The following is a 15,884-nucleotide window of genomic DNA, read 5'->3' on the forward strand; positions in this document are numbered from 1 at the left end:
GACAGGTCGAAGCCATCCATTCACCTGCAGTTGCCCCACCCTTTGTGCCGTCACTGGCGGCAAAGGCATTCAACCTGGGCAACCCTACGGTTGCCACAGCGCCTGCTGCTGCCGTAACCTTCAGAAAATCTCTGCGATTAATCTCCATACCGTTTCCTCCTTTCGCAATCCCTGCTACTGTCAAAAGTGTCCCAAAAACTTTTTGTTACAACTGTGCAACGGTCTTGACCTTTGTCCTGTCTGCTGGCTATAGTCATTCCATGAAGAAAACAGTCAAACTCTTTAAATCCCTATCTGATGAAACCCGCCTAAGGATTCTGGTTCTACTGCTGGAGCATGGTGAACTCTGTATCTGTGACCTGATGACCTCGCTGGAACAGCCCCAATCAACGGTATCCCGTCATGTAGCCTACCTGAAGAACAGCGGCTGGTTGCAGGATCGACGGGGCGGGGTCTGGATGTATTATTCAATCCGTCCGGGCTTGTCCGGTCTTTTTATCGAACTGTCTGCGCTGGTTCGTAGCCGTTGCTCTGAACTGCCTGAATGCGCTGCTGATCGTGAGCGGCTGCTGGCCTATAAACGGGAAAAGAACTGTATATAACTATCTGAATATATTTTTTATTCTATATATATCCGCTTAAACGGATGATAGGGTAAAACAGCGTTGTTGTGAAGTAAAAAAATGTGAGGTTTTTCTCATGGAGCAGCAGATTTCTTCTCGTCTTTCCTTTCTTGATCGTTGGCTGACCCTCTGGATCTTTGCTGCCATGGCGCTGGGGATCGGGCTGGGGTACCTGATTCCCGGCACGGAAGCGTTCATCAACTCCTTCCAGGTGGGCGCCACCAACATCCCGATCGCTATCGGCCTGATTGTGATGATGTACCCGCCCTTTCCAAGGTGAAGTATGAGGATATGCCGGAGGTGTTTCAGAACAAGAAGATTCTGGGTATCTCGCTGTTGCAGAACTGGTTGATCGGTCCGGTTCTGATGTTTGTGCTGGCCGCCCTGCTGCTGCCGGACAAGCCTGACTATCTGGTGGGCCTGATTATGATCGGGCTGGCCCGTTGTATCGCCATGGTGATAGTCTGGAATGAACTGGCAAAGGGGAACACCGAGTACGCTGCCGGACTGGTGGCTTTTAACAGTGTCTTTCAGGTGCTGTTCTATAGTGTCTATGCCTGGGTATTCATCACGGTGCTGCCGCCGCTGGTGGGGCTGCAGGGGACGGCGGTGGATATCAGCATCGGTCAGATTGCGGAAAGTGTCTTTATCTACCTGGGGATCCCCTGTATTGCCGGAGCATTGACCCGCCTGATCGGTGTCAAGTTGCTGGGAGTGGAACGATACCACCGCGAGGTGGTACCCAGGATCAGTCCATTAACCCTGCTCGCCCTGCTGTTTACCATTGTGGTGATGTTCAGCCTGAAGGGGAATCTGATTGTACAGTTGCCGCTGGACGTGGTGCGGATTGCCATTCCCCTGTTGATCTACTTTGTGGTGATGTTTTTGATTTCATTCTGGATGGGCAAAAAGCTGGGGGCTGACTACAGCAAGACCACCACCCTGGCCTTTACGGCAGCCAGTAACAACTTTGAGCTGGCTATTGCCGTGGCGGTGGCGGTATTCGGGATCAACTCCGGTGCTGCCTTTGCTGCCGTGATCGGACCGTTGGTGGAGGTTCCTGTTATGGTCGGGCTGGTACATGTGGCGTTCTGGTTTCAGAAACGCTGGTTCAATTGACAGAGAGGAGGTGCATGGTATGTTTGGATTCGGGATGCCGGAATTAATCGTAATCGGAGTAATTCTGCTGGTCATATTCGGGCCGGGTAAATTGCCGGAGTTAGGTAATTCACTGGGTAAGGCAATTAGAGGATTTAAAGAAGGTTCTGAAGAAAAAGATTCTAAGCCGGTGCATAAAGAAACTGAAAAAACGGAGTAAGCCGTATGTCATTCAATCATTTTGACAACAAAGGCCAAGCGATCATGGTGGATGTCAGCGCCAAACAGCCCTCCTTACGGACTGCAGTTGCCCGTTCAACTGTACAGATGCAGCCTGCCACGCTGAAGATGGTGGTTGATGGCGCTTTGAGCAAGGGTGATGTGCTTGGTGTAGCCCGTCTGGCCGGGATTGCTGCTGCCAAGAAGACTCCTGATTTGATTCCCCTATCCCATCCTCTGGCGATTCATGCAGTGGGGATCGAGTTTAACTGGCAGCTTGAAACCGGCACCCTGCAGGTTGAGGCCACGGTGCGGGCCTTTGAACGGACCGGAGTGGAGATGGAAGCGATGGTGGCTGCCTCGCTGGCTGCCCTGACGGTCTACGATATGTGCAAAGGCCAGGATAAAGGGATCGTGATTGGTGAAACCTTGCTGCTGTTTAAAGAAGGTGGCAAGAGTGGTACTTATCAACGGGAGGCCGCTGTATGAAGGCCGCAATTCTAACGGTCAGTGATAAAGGTTCCCGTGGTGAGCGGGAGGATGCGGGCGGTCCGCTACTGCAGCAGTGGCTGGCTGAACAGGGGGTGGAGATCGCCTGTACCCAAATCGTGCCAGATGAGGTGGAGCAGATTGCGACTGCGCTGCGCCAGTGGGCTGACCATGATCAGCCGGAGCTGATCCTGACCACTGGCGGCACCGGTGTTTCATCCCGTGACGTCACCCCAGAGGCAACCCTGCAGGTGCTGGACCGGTTGCTGCCCGGCTTTGGTGAGTTGATGCGGGCTGAGAGCCTGAAGATCACCCCGATGGCGATCCTGTCCAGGGCCGTGGCCGGCATCCGTGGTAAAAGCCTGATCATCAATCTGCCCGGCAGCCCCCGTGGAGCGATCGAGAACCTGTCTGCGATCTGGGCTGCAGTACCCCATGCCGTGAGTAAGATCCGGGGTGACAGTACAGACTGTGACGGGATCGGGCGTCATTAGTGAACAGTCTTTTCAGCGGCATAACCGGGGTGGTTCTGGTGGGTGGCAAGAGCCGCCGGATGGGACAGGACAAGGCCCTGCTGGATCTTGCGGGACAGCCGCTGGTGGGGCGTATCATCAAGGTTATGCAGGGCTGTTTCGAGCATCTGCTGCTGGTGGGAGACCTGCCTGAACGGTTTGCACACTACGGCATACCGGTGGTGCCGGACAGCTACCCCGGCAGCTCCCTGGGGGGCCTGTACACGGGCTTGCATGCTGCCACTACAGAGCGAATCTTTGCCACCTCCTGCGATATCCCCTTTCCAAATCCAGAACTGATCCGGTTGATTTGTGGCCAGACCGGAACCTGTGACGTTGTCATCCCTGTCACGGCCGGAGGTCTGGAACCGCTGTTTGCCCTCTACGCCAAGTCGTGCCTGCCTGTCATGCAGACGGCGCTTGAGGCCGGACAATATCGGATTACCGCAGTTCTGCAGCAGTTGCAGACCAGAATCATTGGCCCGGAACTGCTGGCAAAGGTCGATCCCGGTGGCAGAGCATTGCTGAATATCAATACTCCGCAGGAGTACGCAGCCTGCAAGGAATTGTCATCATGAAGAAACCCCCGGTTGTCTCTTTTGTGGCCCATTCCGGCACCGGCAAGACCACCCTGCTGGAACAGCTGATTCCGATCCTGAAGGCACGGGGCTACCGGGTGGGGGCGATCAAGCATGATGCCCACCGCTTTGAGATCGATCATCCCGGTAAAGACAGCCACCGCCTGACCGCTGCCGGTAGCGACAGTATGCTGATCTGCTCCGGAGAAAAGCTGGCCCTGGTGCGTCAGCATCAGCAGGCCCCAACTGTTGAGGAGCTGCTGCAGATCTGTGGCACTGATCTGGATATTATCCTGACCGAAGGGTTCAAGCAGAGCAGCCTGCCCAAGATAGAGCTGCATCGCGCAGCATTGGGCCGGGAGCTGATCTGTCGCGGCACGAACTATGATCCGACCCTGCTGGCGGTGGCCAGTGACTGTCCGCTGGAACTGGACGTCCCGCTGCTTGATCTGAACAACCCGGCTGAAATTGCCGCCTTTATTGAGGAACATGTCATGCAGAACAGTCTTGCAACCGAACTGTCCAAAGGACTGCCGGGCAAACAGCCGCTAGCCCCGGTTAAACAGGCATTTGATACCGTTATGGAACATACGGTAACCGCAGCGATTCGCTACCTGCCGCTACCGGATGCCCTTGGCCATGTCGTTGCTGAGGATCAGATTGCCGGTTTTGCCATCCCCCCCTGGGATTATTCAGCAATGGACGGCTATGCCTTCTGCGCTGCTGATGCTGCTCAACAAGAGTTACGGACAGAGGGGTTTCTGCCTGCCGGTTTTGCCGGACAGGAGCCGGTTGCAGCCGGTACGGCCATCAGGATCATGACCGGAGCGCCGATCCCGCCCGGTTGCGATACGGTGGTGCCGCTGGAAAACCTGGAGGTAACCGATGGCCTGCTCAGGTTCAATAAACCGTTCAGTGTTGGAGATAATATCCGGCGGGCCGGTGAAGATCTGCAGCAGGGCCAGCGGGCACTTGCCAACGGCACGGTGCTCCGCTTTCAGGAGATAGCCCTGCTGTCAGCCATGAATCTCGGCTCTGTTCCGGTCTATGCGCCTTTGCGGGTGGCGATCCTCGCCACCGGTGATGAACTGCTGGAGCCGGGATCGGAACGCAGGCCCGGCACCATCATCAACAGCAACAGCAACGCCCTGGCAGCCCAGGTGCGTGAGGCCGGTGCTGAACCGTTGCTGATGGGGATTGCAGCAGACACCCCGGATGCAACGAGGGATCGGTTACGGGCCTGTCTGTCTGCTGATCTGGTGCTGGTTACCGGCGGCGCCTCAGCCGGCGATCATGACTACGTTAAACCGGCCCTGCTGGAGCTGGGGGGCAGCATGCTGTTTGACGGGGTCAATATCAAACCAGGCAAGCCGTTTGGCATGGGGTTACTGCAGGGTAAACCGGTCTTTTCACTGCCCGGCAATCCGGTGGCGGCCATGGTGATCTTTGAGCTGTTTGTCAGGCCGCTGCTGCTGAAAGGGATGGGCAGACAAAAGATATTCAGACCCTCGGTGCAGGCGACTCTGACCGAATCAGCCCGTAACAAAGGGGGACGGCCCCATTTTGTGGGTGCCCTGCTGAGCAGAGCCTCCAATGGCTGGGAAGTTTCCATTACCGGCAGCCAGAGTTCTGGCCGGATCAGCTCACTGACCCTGGCATCCGGTCTGGCCCTGCTGGCGCCGGAACGCAGCTATCAAGCAGGTGATACCGTGATGGTACTGGTGCTGGATACGGTAGTCGGCATGCAGGCGGTGAGCCCATGGGATTGAAAGATACCCATGGCCGCAAGATCAACTACCTGCGCCTTTCTGTGACGGACCGCTGCAATATGCGCTGTTTCTACTGCATGCCAGAAGAGGGAGTGCCTGATGTCGGCCATGTCGGGATTCTCTCCTTTGAGGAGCTGCAGATGATTGCCGAATCTGCCGTGGGGTTAGGGATCGAGAAGATCAGGATCACCGGTGGTGAACCAACCGTGCGGACAGGTCTCGTGGATTTCTTGACAAAACTTTCAGCTATCCCCGGGCTGCGTCATCTGGCTCTGACCACCAATGGGCTGTTGTTGGAGCAGATGGCAGCTGACCTGTACAAGGCCGGCGTGCAGCGCCTGAATGTCAGCCTTGATTCCCTGAATCCGCAACGCTTCAAAGAGATAACCCGTGGCGGCGACCTGCAGAAGGTGCTGGCCGGGCTGGATGCAGCGGTGGCGGCTGGTTTTCCGCCCCCAAAGATAAACGTGGTGATCATGCGGGGGATCAATGATGACGAGATCCTCGAATTTGCTGAACTGACCCGCAGCCGCGGCTGCTCAGTCCGTTTTATCGAATATATGCCGGTGGTTAAGGAAGATGGCTGGCAGAGGCTCTGTTTTTCCGGTGAAGAGGTGCTGCAGCGAATTAAGGAGCAGCACCAGTTAGAACCGGTCAACAAGGGTGATTTCGCCGGGCCATCCCAGGATTATCGTATACCTGGTGCAACAGGAAGCATCGGCATCATTACTGCCGTGTCGGGCCATTTCTGTGTAGACTGTAATCGAATCAGGGTTACAGCTCGGGGGCAGGCCAAGGGCTGTCTGTTCAGTGATAAAAAGACCGATCTGCTGCCGTTTCTGCGACCGCCTGATTGCCAAGCACTCTGTGGTGCCTTGCAGCGGATTGTTGCTTCAAAACCGGAAGGGCACGGCATCCGTTGCGGTGAGTACGAGCATAGTAACTTCAGTATGGCCCAGATAGGAGGGTGATGATATGGCAGAGGTGATTGCGGTCTGCATCAGTGAAAATAAAGGTGAGCGCAAGAAGCCGGTGGCGTCGGTTGAACTGCGGGTGGACCACGGTATTGTGGGGGATGCCCATGCCGGAGACTGGCATCGTCAAGTCAGCCTGCTGGCTCAGGAAAGCATCGACAAGATGCGTGCTCTGGGGCTGGATGTCACCAGCGGCGACTTTGCTGAGAACATCACCACCAGCGGGATTGAGCTGGTCTCCCTTCCCATCGGTAGTTGTCTGCAGATCGGGGAAACCCTGCTGGAGGTGACCCAGATCGGTAAGGAATGCCATACCCGCTGCGCCATCTTTTATCAGGCCGGTGACTGTGTCATGCCTAAGGAAGGGATCTTTGCCAAGGTGATCAGGCCGGGCAGCATCAGGCCGGGGGACAGGATAGAGCGGGTTGCGGCGCCGATCCGTATTGAATGGCGACATTATGACAAGGCCGGTGCAACCTGCGACCGTTGTGGTTATACCGGTGCCAATCTGAAGCAGGTAATAGCCGGGTATGCCGGGCAAGGGGTGGTGATCGAGCTACAGGAAACCCTTTTGAACGAGGAACAGATCAGTCAGTCAAACCTGGTGCTGATCAATGGCCTACCGTTGGAGGAACTGCTGGCTGCAACGGTTGGGGAGTCTGACTGTCCCTCCTGCAGCTGCCTGACCGGCTCTGCAACCAGTTGTCGCACCGTGCAATGTGGCGGCGAACTGTTTGAGGAACTGACACCGGAACTGTTCAGGAAGGGGATTGAGGTCGTGTTACGTCGTTAGCAGCGTTTCCGCTGAGTGATGTTTTATCCAAAAACGGCATTTCGGCATTTTGCCGCAAAAGAGCACAATAAAATCAAATAATAACATATGGTTAACTATGTTTTGTGCAACACCTTACAGGTGTGTTTGGAATGCAGTCTAACTATCTGCAGCTCTTTGTGATCTATGCGTTCTGTGGCGGCTAACTGCTTTTTCTAGTTTTATAGGTTTATTAGCTGTGGTTGTACTTGGTCAGTCCAGATGTGCCCGCCAGATTAAATTTCTGCTCATATTTCCCCGCGTCCTTTTAATAATTAAAAAAATCTTAATTTGCTTGTCAGGCACCCATCTCGCTGTTAAATTCAGTTTGGTCTGATTGTAACTGTTTGATATAAATATATAAATTATTGAATATGGTGGCATGTTAAATGTCTGTCTGCTGTATTCTGTTTTGCTGTAAACCAACACACAAGGAGGAACGTATGAAATTGCTTCGCCCACTATTGTTGCTGTTCGCCGGGCTGCTTGCTGCCGTCGGTGCGGTGTCGGCAGCGACTGATCACAAGGATTTCATTGATGGTCAGTTTAAAGATGGTTCGGAAGTTACCAAAAAGTGTCTTGAGTGTCATGATAAGCAGGCTGGAGATTTTATCAAAACCCAGCACTGGAACCTGAAGGGGGTTCCCAATCATGTGAAAGGTCTTGAGAAGAGTGGTAAACTCTACGGCAAGACCAACATGACCAATAACTACTGCACGACCATCTTTGCCGGCAAGGATGGTCTTCCCCGCGAATCATGCCTCAAGTGCCATGCCGGCTACGGCTGGAATCGAAACAAGTTTGATCACAATGACAAGACGAAAATCGACTGTCTGGTCTGCCACGCGGCAAAAAGTTATGACCGCTCTGCAGTCGGCTGTGAAGTTGATATGAAGGGTATTACAACCGGCAAGGTAAATCTGACTGAAGCTGCAAAAAGCGTGGGTCAGAAGCCGACCCTTAAAAACTGCGGTTTCTGCCACTTCTACGGGGGTGGTGGTGATGGCGTGAAGCATGCCGGGCTGGATTCAACCATGGAAACAGCAGACCGCAAGCTTGATGTCCATATAGCCAAGAAGGAAAAGGGTGGTGCCGGGCTGCTCTGTGTTGACTGTCACAAGGCCAAAGATCACAAAATCTCAGGTGCATCCAGCCAGATGGCCCACTATGACGCACGGGTAAGCTGTACGGATTGTCACAGCGGTGCCAAAGCTCCCCATAAAAACTCCAAGAATAAGGCGATTCTGGATGCCCATGCGGCTTCAGTTGCCTGTCAGACCTGCCACATTCCGATGTTGGCTCGTGGCCAGGCCACCAAGACTTCCTGGTTCTGGTCTGACGTGGGTAAAAATCTGAAAGTTGATGAGCAGTTTGACCAGGAAACTTTCCAGAACCGTAAAGGTTCCTTTACCTGGAACATGAACTTTATGCCTACCTATGCCTGGTATAATGGCAAAATTGAACGTTACATGGTGGGCGACAAGATTAAAGACCCCTCAAAAGTAGTAACCATGACCGGACCGGTGGGGGACATCAAGGATAAAACTGCCAAGATTTATCCCTACAAGACCCACTTGGGAAGTCAGCCAATGGACAGCGTCTATAAGTACCTGAGTACCTTCCAGCAGTACCAGTCACTCTGGGTTCACTTCAACTGGGAGAAGGCTCTTAAGGATGGAGCCCAGGGCGAAGGCCTTCCGTACAGTGGGAAGTATCAGTTTGTAAAGACCATTGCGTATATCTCTGCCCAGCACCAGGTAGCGCCGAAGGAAGATGCCCTGCAGTGTGGTGATTGCCATATGGGCGCCAAGCGGATGGACTGGAAGGCACTGGGTTACAAAGGTGATCCAATGACCATTGGTGGCCGGTCAGCTGGCAAGAAGAAGTAAGTTGTAAGCGGTTGTACGCCTGCCGACACTGGCATAGCCCGGAACCCCTTTCCCGGTTGTGTCGGTGGGCGTACATTTACGCACTTGACTCCCGATGGCACCAAAGAGTATATGATTGTTTAGTCATATACTCTTTGTGTTTAAACGGAGAACATCATGATCAAGCAGTTTGCCGATTACGTTACCTTTCACCTGATGGGCCTCACGCCGGGCAGCCACGGTGGTGAGGCCCTCAATTTCTTCATCTACGATACCATCAAGATCTTCCTGCTCCTGACCAGCATCATCTTTGTAGTGGCAATCATCCGCTCGTCCTTCCCTCCAGAAAGAACCAAAAGAATCCTTTCACATAATCGTGAATATGTCGGCAATGTCATGGCAGCGCTGCTGGGGATTGTTACGCCATTCTGCTCCTGTTCGGCTGTGCCGCTGTTTATCGGTTTTGTGGAGTCTGGCGTGCCGCTGGGGGTAACCTTTTCTTTCCTGATCTCTTCTCCTATGGTGAATGAGGTGGCCCTGATCATGCTCTGGGGGATGTTTGGCTGGAAGATCGCCCTGATCTACATCGGTACCGGCCTGTTGGTGGCGATTGTGGCCGGGATTGTGATCGGCAGGTTAAAGATGGAAAAATATGTGCAGGATTATGTCTGGGAGATGCAGGTGGGGAAGCAGGAGATAGAGGAACTGACCTTTCGGGACAAGCTGGTCTATGCCCGTGACTACACCCGTGACCTGCTGAAAAAGATCTGGCCCTATGTGGTGATCGGGGTCGGGCTGGGGGCCTTTATCCATGGCTATGTGCCCCAGGATTTTCTGGCAAAGTGGGCCGGACGTGATAATCCCTTTGCTGTGCCGGTTGCTGTTGCACTGGGGGTGCCGCTTTACTCCAACGCAGCCGGAGTGATCCCGATCGTGTCTGCCCTGACTCAAAAGGGGATGGCGATCGGTACGGTGCTGGCCTTTATGATGGCGGTTACGGCGCTGTCACTGCCGGAGGCAATTATCCTCAGCAATGTCCTGAAACGGAAACTGCTGGTGACGTTTTTTTGTATTGTGGCAACTGCTATTGTGTTTGTGGGGTATCTGTTCAACATCATATTGTAAAGGAGCATGAATCATGAAACTGGAAGTCCTGGGAACCGGCTGTGCAAAATGTAAGACGTTGTTGGAAAATGTGAAGAAGGCAGTGGAAACATCAGGCAAAGAGGCTGAGATCGTCAAGGTTGAGGATATTCCCTCCATTATGAAGTACGGTGTGATGAGCACCCCGGCTTTGGTGAAGGACGGCAAAGTGCTGTTTTCCGGCAAACTGGCTACGGCAGATGAGATTGCAGGGATGCTCTGATGCGGATACTTGTTGCCCTGATCTGTCTTTTAACCGCAACCAGCGCCTTTGCCGAGCTTCCTTCCGGCAACCAGTTTACCATCCAGGCGGCCCTGACCTCCGGACGTCCCACTCTGGTGGATTTTGGCGCTCGCAGTTGTATCCCCTGCAAGAAGATGGCCCCGATCCTGGAACAGCTGGAAAAGGAGTACAAGGGCAGGGCCAATGTTATCTTTGTGGATGTCTGGAAGGATAACAAGATTGGTGGTGCCTACCGGGTGCAGATGATTCCGACCCAGATCTTCTTTGATGCCAAGGGGAAGGAAACCGGTCGTCATATCGGTTTTATGGATCGTCAGCCGATCATTGATACCCTCACCAAGCTGGGTGTGAAATGACCTTTCTGGACAATCTGGAACAGGTTGTCACCCTCTATCCGCTGCTGGCCTTTGGTGCGGTTTTTCTGGCCGGGGTGCTGTCATCGGCATCCCCCTGCGTGCTGGCCACCATCCCGCTGGTGGTTGGTTTTGTGGGCGGTTATGCCGATGGTGATCGCTGGAAGGCGTTCCGCTACTCGCTGGCCTTTATCCTGGGCCTGTCGCTGACCTTTACCGCCTTTGGCGCTGCCGCCGGCATGTTGGGCACCATGTTTGGTACGGTGGGTGGCTGGTGGTACGTGGTGGCCGGGATTGTGGCCTTGGTGATGGGTGGGCAGATGATCGGCCTGTACGAGATCAGGCTGCCGATCAAGCGGGAGTTCAAGCCTAAACAGGGCGGTATTGTCGGCTCATTCATCCTGGGGCTGTTCTTTGGGGTGGTCTCATCACCCTGCGCCACGCCGGTGCTGGTGGTGATCCTGACCTACGTGGCCACCAAGGGGCAGGTGCTGTACGGCACAGCGCTCCTGTTTGTTTACGCCATTGGCCACTGCCTGCTGATGCTTGTAGCAGGAACCTTTACCGGGTTTATCGAATCGTTTGTAAAGCAAAAGGGAATTATTGATTTTTCTGCCTGGGCCAAGCGTTTCGGTGGGGCAGTGGTTGCCGGAGTGGGTATCTATCTGCTCTGGATGGCCTGAAAAAACTGCTGTACTAAAAACTGATAAGGAGCGGAGTATGCCTGACCGGCAAACCTATCGTATACACCTGCGGGGCTTCATCTCACTCTTGACCGCGCTAAGCTTTTTGATCATGACGGTTTCTGGGATCATCCTATTTATAACCCCTCAGGGGAGGGTGGCTTACTGGCTGGACTGGACCTTCTGGGGAATCAGCAAGGCCCAGTGGGGAGATATGCATATCACCACCAGTCTGCTGTTTGCCCTGGCCGGACTGTGGCATACCTGGTTAAACTGGCGCGCACTGGTCAGCTACTTCCAGGACAAGGTCAAAAAGACGGTTGCCCTGAAGGCAGAGCTGGCTGTTGCTGCGGTGATCACCATCTTCTGCACGATAGGGGGGATCTACAAAACTCCGCCGCTCAGCTATGTCCTGAGCTTGAATGACTACATCAAGGAATCATGGGTCAAGACGCCTGAAGATGAACCGGTCATCAGCCACGCAGAACTGCTGTCCATCAGTAATTTTTTGAACAAGGTGGATATTGAGCTTGAGCCAGCATTTGAACTACTGAAGAAACAGGGCATAAAAGTCGCTGGACCTGAAGAGAAGCTCCTTGCTATTGCCAGAAACAATCGTACCTCGCCTTCAGCGATATACAAGCTGTTGAAGACCCTGGAGAAGAAAAAGGCTGTATCTGCTTCTGCCGCCATGCCACAGCAAGAAGGAGCAAAAAAAATACCACTATCCAGCACGCCAACAACAGGGGAATCTGCACCACCTGCTTCAAAAACCTGGACACTGGAACTGGTGCAAAAGGAGTTTGAAGGGAAAGGTGTTGGCCGCAAGACCCTGGCTGATATCTGCCGGGAGCATGGACTTGAGCAGGGGGCAATTATCAAAAAGCTGGCGGCAAAAAATATAACGATGGCTTCCGGTGATACCTTGAAGAAAATTTCAGAAGAAAGAGGAGAGCTGCCGATTGATGTTCTGAAGGTTGTTCTGGCAGGAGAAACTGTTCGCTAACTACACCAAAAAGGAGCGCTGCATCATGAAAAAACTGATTGCCCTGACACTCTTGTTACTTGCCGGAGCTGGTCAGGTAAATGCTGCTGATAACCAAACGGAAGCATTTGACCTCTTTCTTGCTGATTTCAATTATGAAATAAGGGCTGATATGAAGGCCAGTAGCAAACAGTTGATAAAAATGATTGAAGAGAAAAAGGCGATTTTGCTGGATATTCGTTTTGCGGAAGAGGTAAAGGTCTGGAAAATGGGGTTTGGGCTGCAGATTCCGCTGAATGAACTGCCCAAGCGGTACAGGGAGCTGCCCAAGGACAAGATCATCGTCACCGCCTGTCCCCACAAGGACCGCTCTTCCCTTGCCATGGCCTATCTGCGGACCAAGGGTTATAATGCCCGTTATCTGACTGATGGTCTGACCGGTTTGGCAGAGTCGTTGCGTGGTGATGACGCTAAAGAGTTTCGTGAGGATACCGGTTGCTGCCCGTAATAGAAATATCTTGATGTAGAGTGCAGTAAAGCAATCGGGAAAGAAGGAGGACGGCATGAGCTGGCATACTTTGCTGGCACTGATCCTTATCTGTGTAGCATCAGGTTGTACGAGCTTGAACACTAATGTGCCGCGTGTGCCGTCATATGCCTTTGAACGGCCGGAAGAGACCGTGCTTGGCCGTAATTTTGCCGAATTTCTCGTCAATTCACCTGCACAATCAGGATTCCGCTCGCTGGTGTCCGGTGAAGAAGCCTTTATTGTTAGGGCAGCCACCGCTGAGGCTGCACAAAAAACACTTGATCTCCAGTATTTTATCGTTGCCAATGATGCCACAGCTACGCTCCTGCTCTACCGCGCTCTGCAGGCCGCTGAGCGGGACGTCAGAGTCCGTATACTGGTGGATGACGTTGGCACCAGTGATAATTATGATTTGCTGTCTACTATTGATGTCCATCCGAACATTGAGGTGCGGACGTATAATCCCTTTTCTAGCCAAGGTCTCTGGGGTGTCTTCAGGGTCCCTGAGTACCTTGGTAACAGTAGTCGCCTGAATCGGCGCATGCACAACAAATTGTGGATTGCTGACAACGCCGTGGCTGTGATCGGGGGGCGCAATCTGGGTGATGCCTATTTTGCGTTTAATCGGAGCAACAACTTTGCTGATCTTGATGTTTTTATGGCGGGACCGCTGGTCAGGGACGTTTCAAACAGCTTTGATGCCTACTGGAATAACGCTACAGCCGTTCCGATCAAAGTTGTTTCATCTGCAGTAAGTGAACCGGACGAACTGGCTGCAATCCAGGAGCAACTTAAAACGAGAGCCGAGAAGTTCCGTTATACGCATTATGCCAAGGCGTTGCGCGACACGGATTTTAGACGCCTGCTGCGTAGTGGTAAGCTTGCTCTCCAGACAGCACCGGCTGCAGTGTTGCAGGATTCGCCGGAGAAGAATCTGACGCAGGGAAAAGAGCAGCCTGTGATCGTTGCCATCCGTTCCACCATCCTTTCAGCCAGGCGCGAAGCACTGCTTGTCTCGCCTTATTTTGTGCCAAGCGAACGTGGCGTGACTGGTCTCTGTTCCCTTGCTAAAAAAGGCGTGCGTGTGCGAATCCTGACCAACTCGCTGGCATCAACGGATGTGCCGATAGTCCATGCTGGTTATGCCCGCTATCGCCCGCGTCTTTTGGCTTGTGGTGTAGAGTTGCACGAACTGCGACCTGGTGTGAAATCGGCGAGGAAGAAGCTCTCCTTAGGTACAACCCTACATGCCAAGGTGGTGATTGTCGATCGTTCGACGCTCATTGTCGGTTCGATGAATCTCGATCCGCGCTCACGTCTGCTGAATACCGAAGTGGCGGTGCGGATCGAAAACTCTGTAATGGGGGAAGAACTGAGTGAGCTTTTTGAAGAAGCTGTATCGTCTGACCAGTCATACCGAGTCGAGCTTACTGAACCAGGCAATGCCTCATCTGCGCTTGTGTGGGTGGGTGAAGAGAACAAAAAAACTGTGCGTCTTGACGGTGAACCGATGGCCAGCGTGTGGCGACATTTTGTCAGCGGCCTGCTAGGGAGCATGGCCCCAGAAGAACTGTTGTGATCCAACACAATGTACTTTCAGGAGCAATAAGCGATGTCAGATACGACAACCTGCGTTTCCCCCTGCGGGTTTTTTCGCTTTTGACCGCCTTGAACTTTCTGGTTATGGCAATATCTGGCGTTAGAAAAGGAACTATATAAATGGACATGCTGGGATACAGTGCGGAAGTATTAAAGGCCATTGCCCAACCGACCCGATTGAGAATCATCGAACTGCTGCGGGATGGTGAGCATTGTGTCTGCGAGATTTTTCCTGCCATTGGTCATGAACAGTCCAACACCTCCCGCCATCTGCAGACCATGCTGAAGAGTGGCATTCTTAACCAGCGCAAGGATGGCCTGAAGATCTACTACTCCCTGCGGTACCCGGAGGTGCTGGAGATAGTGCAGCTAGCCGGTCAGATTGCAGCCCATGAGGCAGCTAGCCGGTCTGAACTCTTTAATCGGAAGGAGATGAGATGAGATCTGGCATTTTTTCCTGAGATGTTGCTGATTATATCATGGAGGCAAAGATGACCATTCAGTACGAACCGATTGGGGTTATTCATACCCCTTTCAGCGATCTTCAGGGAATGCCGATCCAACCCACTGCCGCAGCTGCTGCACAGGGCACCGTGGAGATATTCCCGCAATTTCAGGCGGGGCTCAAGGATCTGGAAGGCTTTTCACATATCATACTGCTGTATCACTTCCATAAAAGTCAGGGATACCGATTGCAGGTAGTTCCGTATCTTGATACGCGTGAGCACGGCGTGTTTGCCACACGGGCTCCCAAGCGTCCAAATCAGATTGGCCTTTCCATAGTCAGGCTGCTGGGGATTGAACAGGGTCGATTGCAGATCGAGCAGATTGACGTGCTGGATGGTACCCCGTTGCTTGATATTAAGCCGTTCGTGCCCGACTTCCAGTCCTTTAAGGATGTCAAAACCGGTTGGCTTGAAGAGGTAAAGGGGCGGCTGGCAACCACCACGTCTGATAGCAGATTTACCTATCTTAAGTATAAAGACTGATTCATGCCTTGCGTTATTTGCAAGCCTGTAACCGGACGTTGATTGCATTAAATCCTTATTTCTTCATAATTCTTCACAATTTAATCATACGATCTTTACCAGTTGTTGCTAATGATGTCGGCATTATATGTTTGAAAGGAAGGGACTGATGGCATTGGTACTGGCTGAACAGGTGAGTAAAACCTATCAAACCGGAGCAACCGAGGTGGAGGCGCTCAAAGGTGTTAGCTTCCAGATAGGCGCTGGTTCTTTTGTCTCCTTTGTGGGGCCTTCCGGCAGTGGCAAGACAACACTGCTTAACCTGATAGGCTGTCTTGATCAGCCTACAGCCGGCCACCTGAGCGTTGTGGGTACTGATGTGGCGACACTTGACCGCACCACCGGCGCGGCGTTTCGCGGTGCAGAGATGGGATTTATC

The 15,884-nt window shown here is 53.1% G+C and carries 19 protein-coding genes and 3 pseudogenes; 21 read left to right on the plus strand and 1 reads right to left on the minus strand.

Features of this window, described 5'->3' with window-relative positions; translation table 11 throughout:
* A partial coding sequence (locus OEL57_RS06955) for a twin-arginine translocation signal domain-containing protein (protein ID WP_300738963.1) occupies nucleotides 1-148 on the minus strand: 148 nt, incomplete at its 3' end.
* Between the two features lie 112 nt (nucleotides 149-260).
* On the opposite strand from OEL57_RS06955, the gene OEL57_RS06960 reads away from it, so the two are divergent.
* The 21 genes and pseudogenes from OEL57_RS06960 to OEL57_RS07065 form a co-directional block, all read left to right on the plus strand.
* Complete coding sequence (locus OEL57_RS06960) at nucleotides 261-602, plus strand: metalloregulator ArsR/SmtB family transcription factor (protein ID WP_300738920.1); 342 nt, start codon at nucleotides 261-263, stop codon at nucleotides 600-602.
* 97 nt (nucleotides 603-699) lie between these two features.
* A pseudogene (gene arsB, locus OEL57_RS06965) lies at nucleotides 700-1,742 on the plus strand (ACR3 family arsenite efflux transporter).
* 19 nt (nucleotides 1,743-1,761) lie between these two features.
* A complete protein-coding gene (locus OEL57_RS06970) occupies nucleotides 1,762-1,941 on the plus strand; it encodes a twin-arginine translocase TatA/TatE family subunit (protein WP_300738923.1) in 180 nt (59 codons plus the stop codon).
* 5 nt (nucleotides 1,942-1,946) lie between these two features.
* A complete protein-coding gene (gene moaC, locus OEL57_RS06975; RefSeq protein WP_300738926.1) occupies nucleotides 1,947-2,429 on the plus strand; it encodes a cyclic pyranopterin monophosphate synthase MoaC in 483 nt (160 codons plus the stop codon).
* Nucleotides 2,426-2,923: a molybdopterin adenylyltransferase gene (mog, locus tag OEL57_RS06980; protein WP_300738929.1), complete on the plus strand. Its 498-nt coding sequence runs from the start codon at nucleotides 2,426-2,428 to the stop codon at nucleotides 2,921-2,923. The genes moaC and mog overlap by 4 nt, the downstream gene beginning before the upstream one ends.
* Nucleotides 2,923-3,519, plus strand: coding sequence for a molybdenum cofactor guanylyltransferase (gene mobA / locus OEL57_RS06985; protein ID WP_300738933.1), 597 nt, complete (start codon nucleotides 2,923-2,925; stop codon nucleotides 3,517-3,519). Before mog ends, mobA begins: the two co-directional genes overlap by 1 nt.
* Nucleotides 3,516-5,288 (plus strand): gephyrin-like molybdotransferase Glp, encoded by a 1,773-nt coding sequence (gene glp, locus OEL57_RS06995; protein WP_307726467.1) that lies wholly within the window; start codon nucleotides 3,516-3,518, stop codon nucleotides 5,286-5,288. Before mobA ends, glp begins: the two co-directional genes overlap by 4 nt.
* Nucleotides 5,279-6,259, plus strand: a complete 981-nt coding sequence (moaA, locus tag OEL57_RS07000; RefSeq protein WP_300738936.1) for a GTP 3',8-cyclase MoaA — start codon at nucleotides 5,279-5,281, stop codon at nucleotides 6,257-6,259. The genes glp and moaA overlap by 10 nt, the downstream gene beginning before the upstream one ends.
* Before the next feature lie 4 nt (nucleotides 6,260-6,263).
* A pseudogene (locus OEL57_RS07005) lies at nucleotides 6,264-6,683 on the plus strand (MOSC domain-containing protein); the annotation flags it as partial.
* A gap of 27 nt (nucleotides 6,684-6,710) precedes the next feature.
* Nucleotides 6,711-7,055, plus strand: a pseudogene (locus OEL57_RS07010) (DUF2703 domain-containing protein); the annotation flags it as partial.
* Between the two features lie 461 nt (nucleotides 7,056-7,516).
* Nucleotides 7,517-8,962 (plus strand): tetrathionate reductase family octaheme c-type cytochrome, encoded by a 1,446-nt coding sequence (locus OEL57_RS07015; protein WP_300738938.1) that lies wholly within the window; start codon nucleotides 7,517-7,519, stop codon nucleotides 8,960-8,962.
* A gap of 156 nt (nucleotides 8,963-9,118) precedes the next feature.
* Nucleotides 9,119-10,066, plus strand: coding sequence for a permease (locus OEL57_RS07020; protein WP_300738940.1), 948 nt, complete (start codon nucleotides 9,119-9,121; stop codon nucleotides 10,064-10,066).
* A 13-nt stretch (nucleotides 10,067-10,079) separates the two neighbouring features.
* Entirely contained in the window at nucleotides 10,080-10,307 is a 228-nt protein-coding gene (locus OEL57_RS07025) for a thioredoxin family protein (RefSeq protein ID WP_300738942.1), read from the plus strand.
* On the plus strand, nucleotides 10,307-10,684 hold the full coding sequence (locus OEL57_RS07030) for a thioredoxin family protein (RefSeq protein WP_300738944.1): 378 nt from the start codon (nucleotides 10,307-10,309) through the stop codon (nucleotides 10,682-10,684). Before OEL57_RS07025 ends, OEL57_RS07030 begins: the two co-directional genes overlap by 1 nt.
* The gene (locus tag OEL57_RS07035; RefSeq protein WP_300738946.1) at nucleotides 10,681-11,364 is read left to right on the plus strand and encodes a cytochrome c biogenesis CcdA family protein; all 684 of its coding nucleotides are present in this window, start codon (nucleotides 10,681-10,683) and stop codon (nucleotides 11,362-11,364) included. The genes OEL57_RS07030 and OEL57_RS07035 overlap by 4 nt, the downstream gene beginning before the upstream one ends.
* A gap of 37 nt (nucleotides 11,365-11,401) precedes the next feature.
* Nucleotides 11,402-12,370, plus strand: a complete 969-nt coding sequence (locus tag OEL57_RS07040) for a DUF4405 domain-containing protein (protein WP_300738948.1) — start codon at nucleotides 11,402-11,404, stop codon at nucleotides 12,368-12,370.
* A gap of 25 nt (nucleotides 12,371-12,395) precedes the next feature.
* Nucleotides 12,396-12,857 (plus strand): rhodanese-like domain-containing protein, encoded by a 462-nt coding sequence (locus OEL57_RS07045; protein ID WP_300738950.1) that lies wholly within the window; start codon nucleotides 12,396-12,398, stop codon nucleotides 12,855-12,857.
* 55 nt (nucleotides 12,858-12,912) lie between these two features.
* Nucleotides 12,913-14,457 carry a phospholipase D-like domain-containing protein gene (locus tag OEL57_RS07050; protein ID WP_300738953.1) on the plus strand — a complete coding sequence of 515 codons (1,545 nt, stop codon included), beginning with the start codon at nucleotides 12,913-12,915 and terminating at the stop codon, nucleotides 14,455-14,457.
* 140 nt (nucleotides 14,458-14,597) lie between these two features.
* Nucleotides 14,598-14,918 carry an ArsR/SmtB family transcription factor gene (locus OEL57_RS07055; protein WP_300738956.1) on the plus strand — a complete coding sequence of 107 codons (321 nt, stop codon included), beginning with the start codon at nucleotides 14,598-14,600 and terminating at the stop codon, nucleotides 14,916-14,918.
* A gap of 50 nt (nucleotides 14,919-14,968) precedes the next feature.
* Nucleotides 14,969-15,466 carry a tRNA (N6-threonylcarbamoyladenosine(37)-N6)-methyltransferase TrmO gene (tsaA, locus tag OEL57_RS07060; protein ID WP_300738959.1) on the plus strand — a complete coding sequence of 166 codons (498 nt, stop codon included), beginning with the start codon at nucleotides 14,969-14,971 and terminating at the stop codon, nucleotides 15,464-15,466.
* A 148-nt stretch (nucleotides 15,467-15,614) separates the two neighbouring features.
* The coding region (locus OEL57_RS07065; protein WP_300738961.1) for an ATP-binding cassette domain-containing protein at nucleotides 15,615-15,884 on the plus strand (270 nt) is incomplete at its 3' end.

Origin of the sequence: Trichlorobacter sp., from assembly GCF_030247655.1 — a bacterium.
In the GTDB taxonomy this organism is placed as follows: Bacteria; Desulfobacterota; Desulfuromonadia; order Geobacterales; family Pseudopelobacteraceae; genus Trichlorobacter.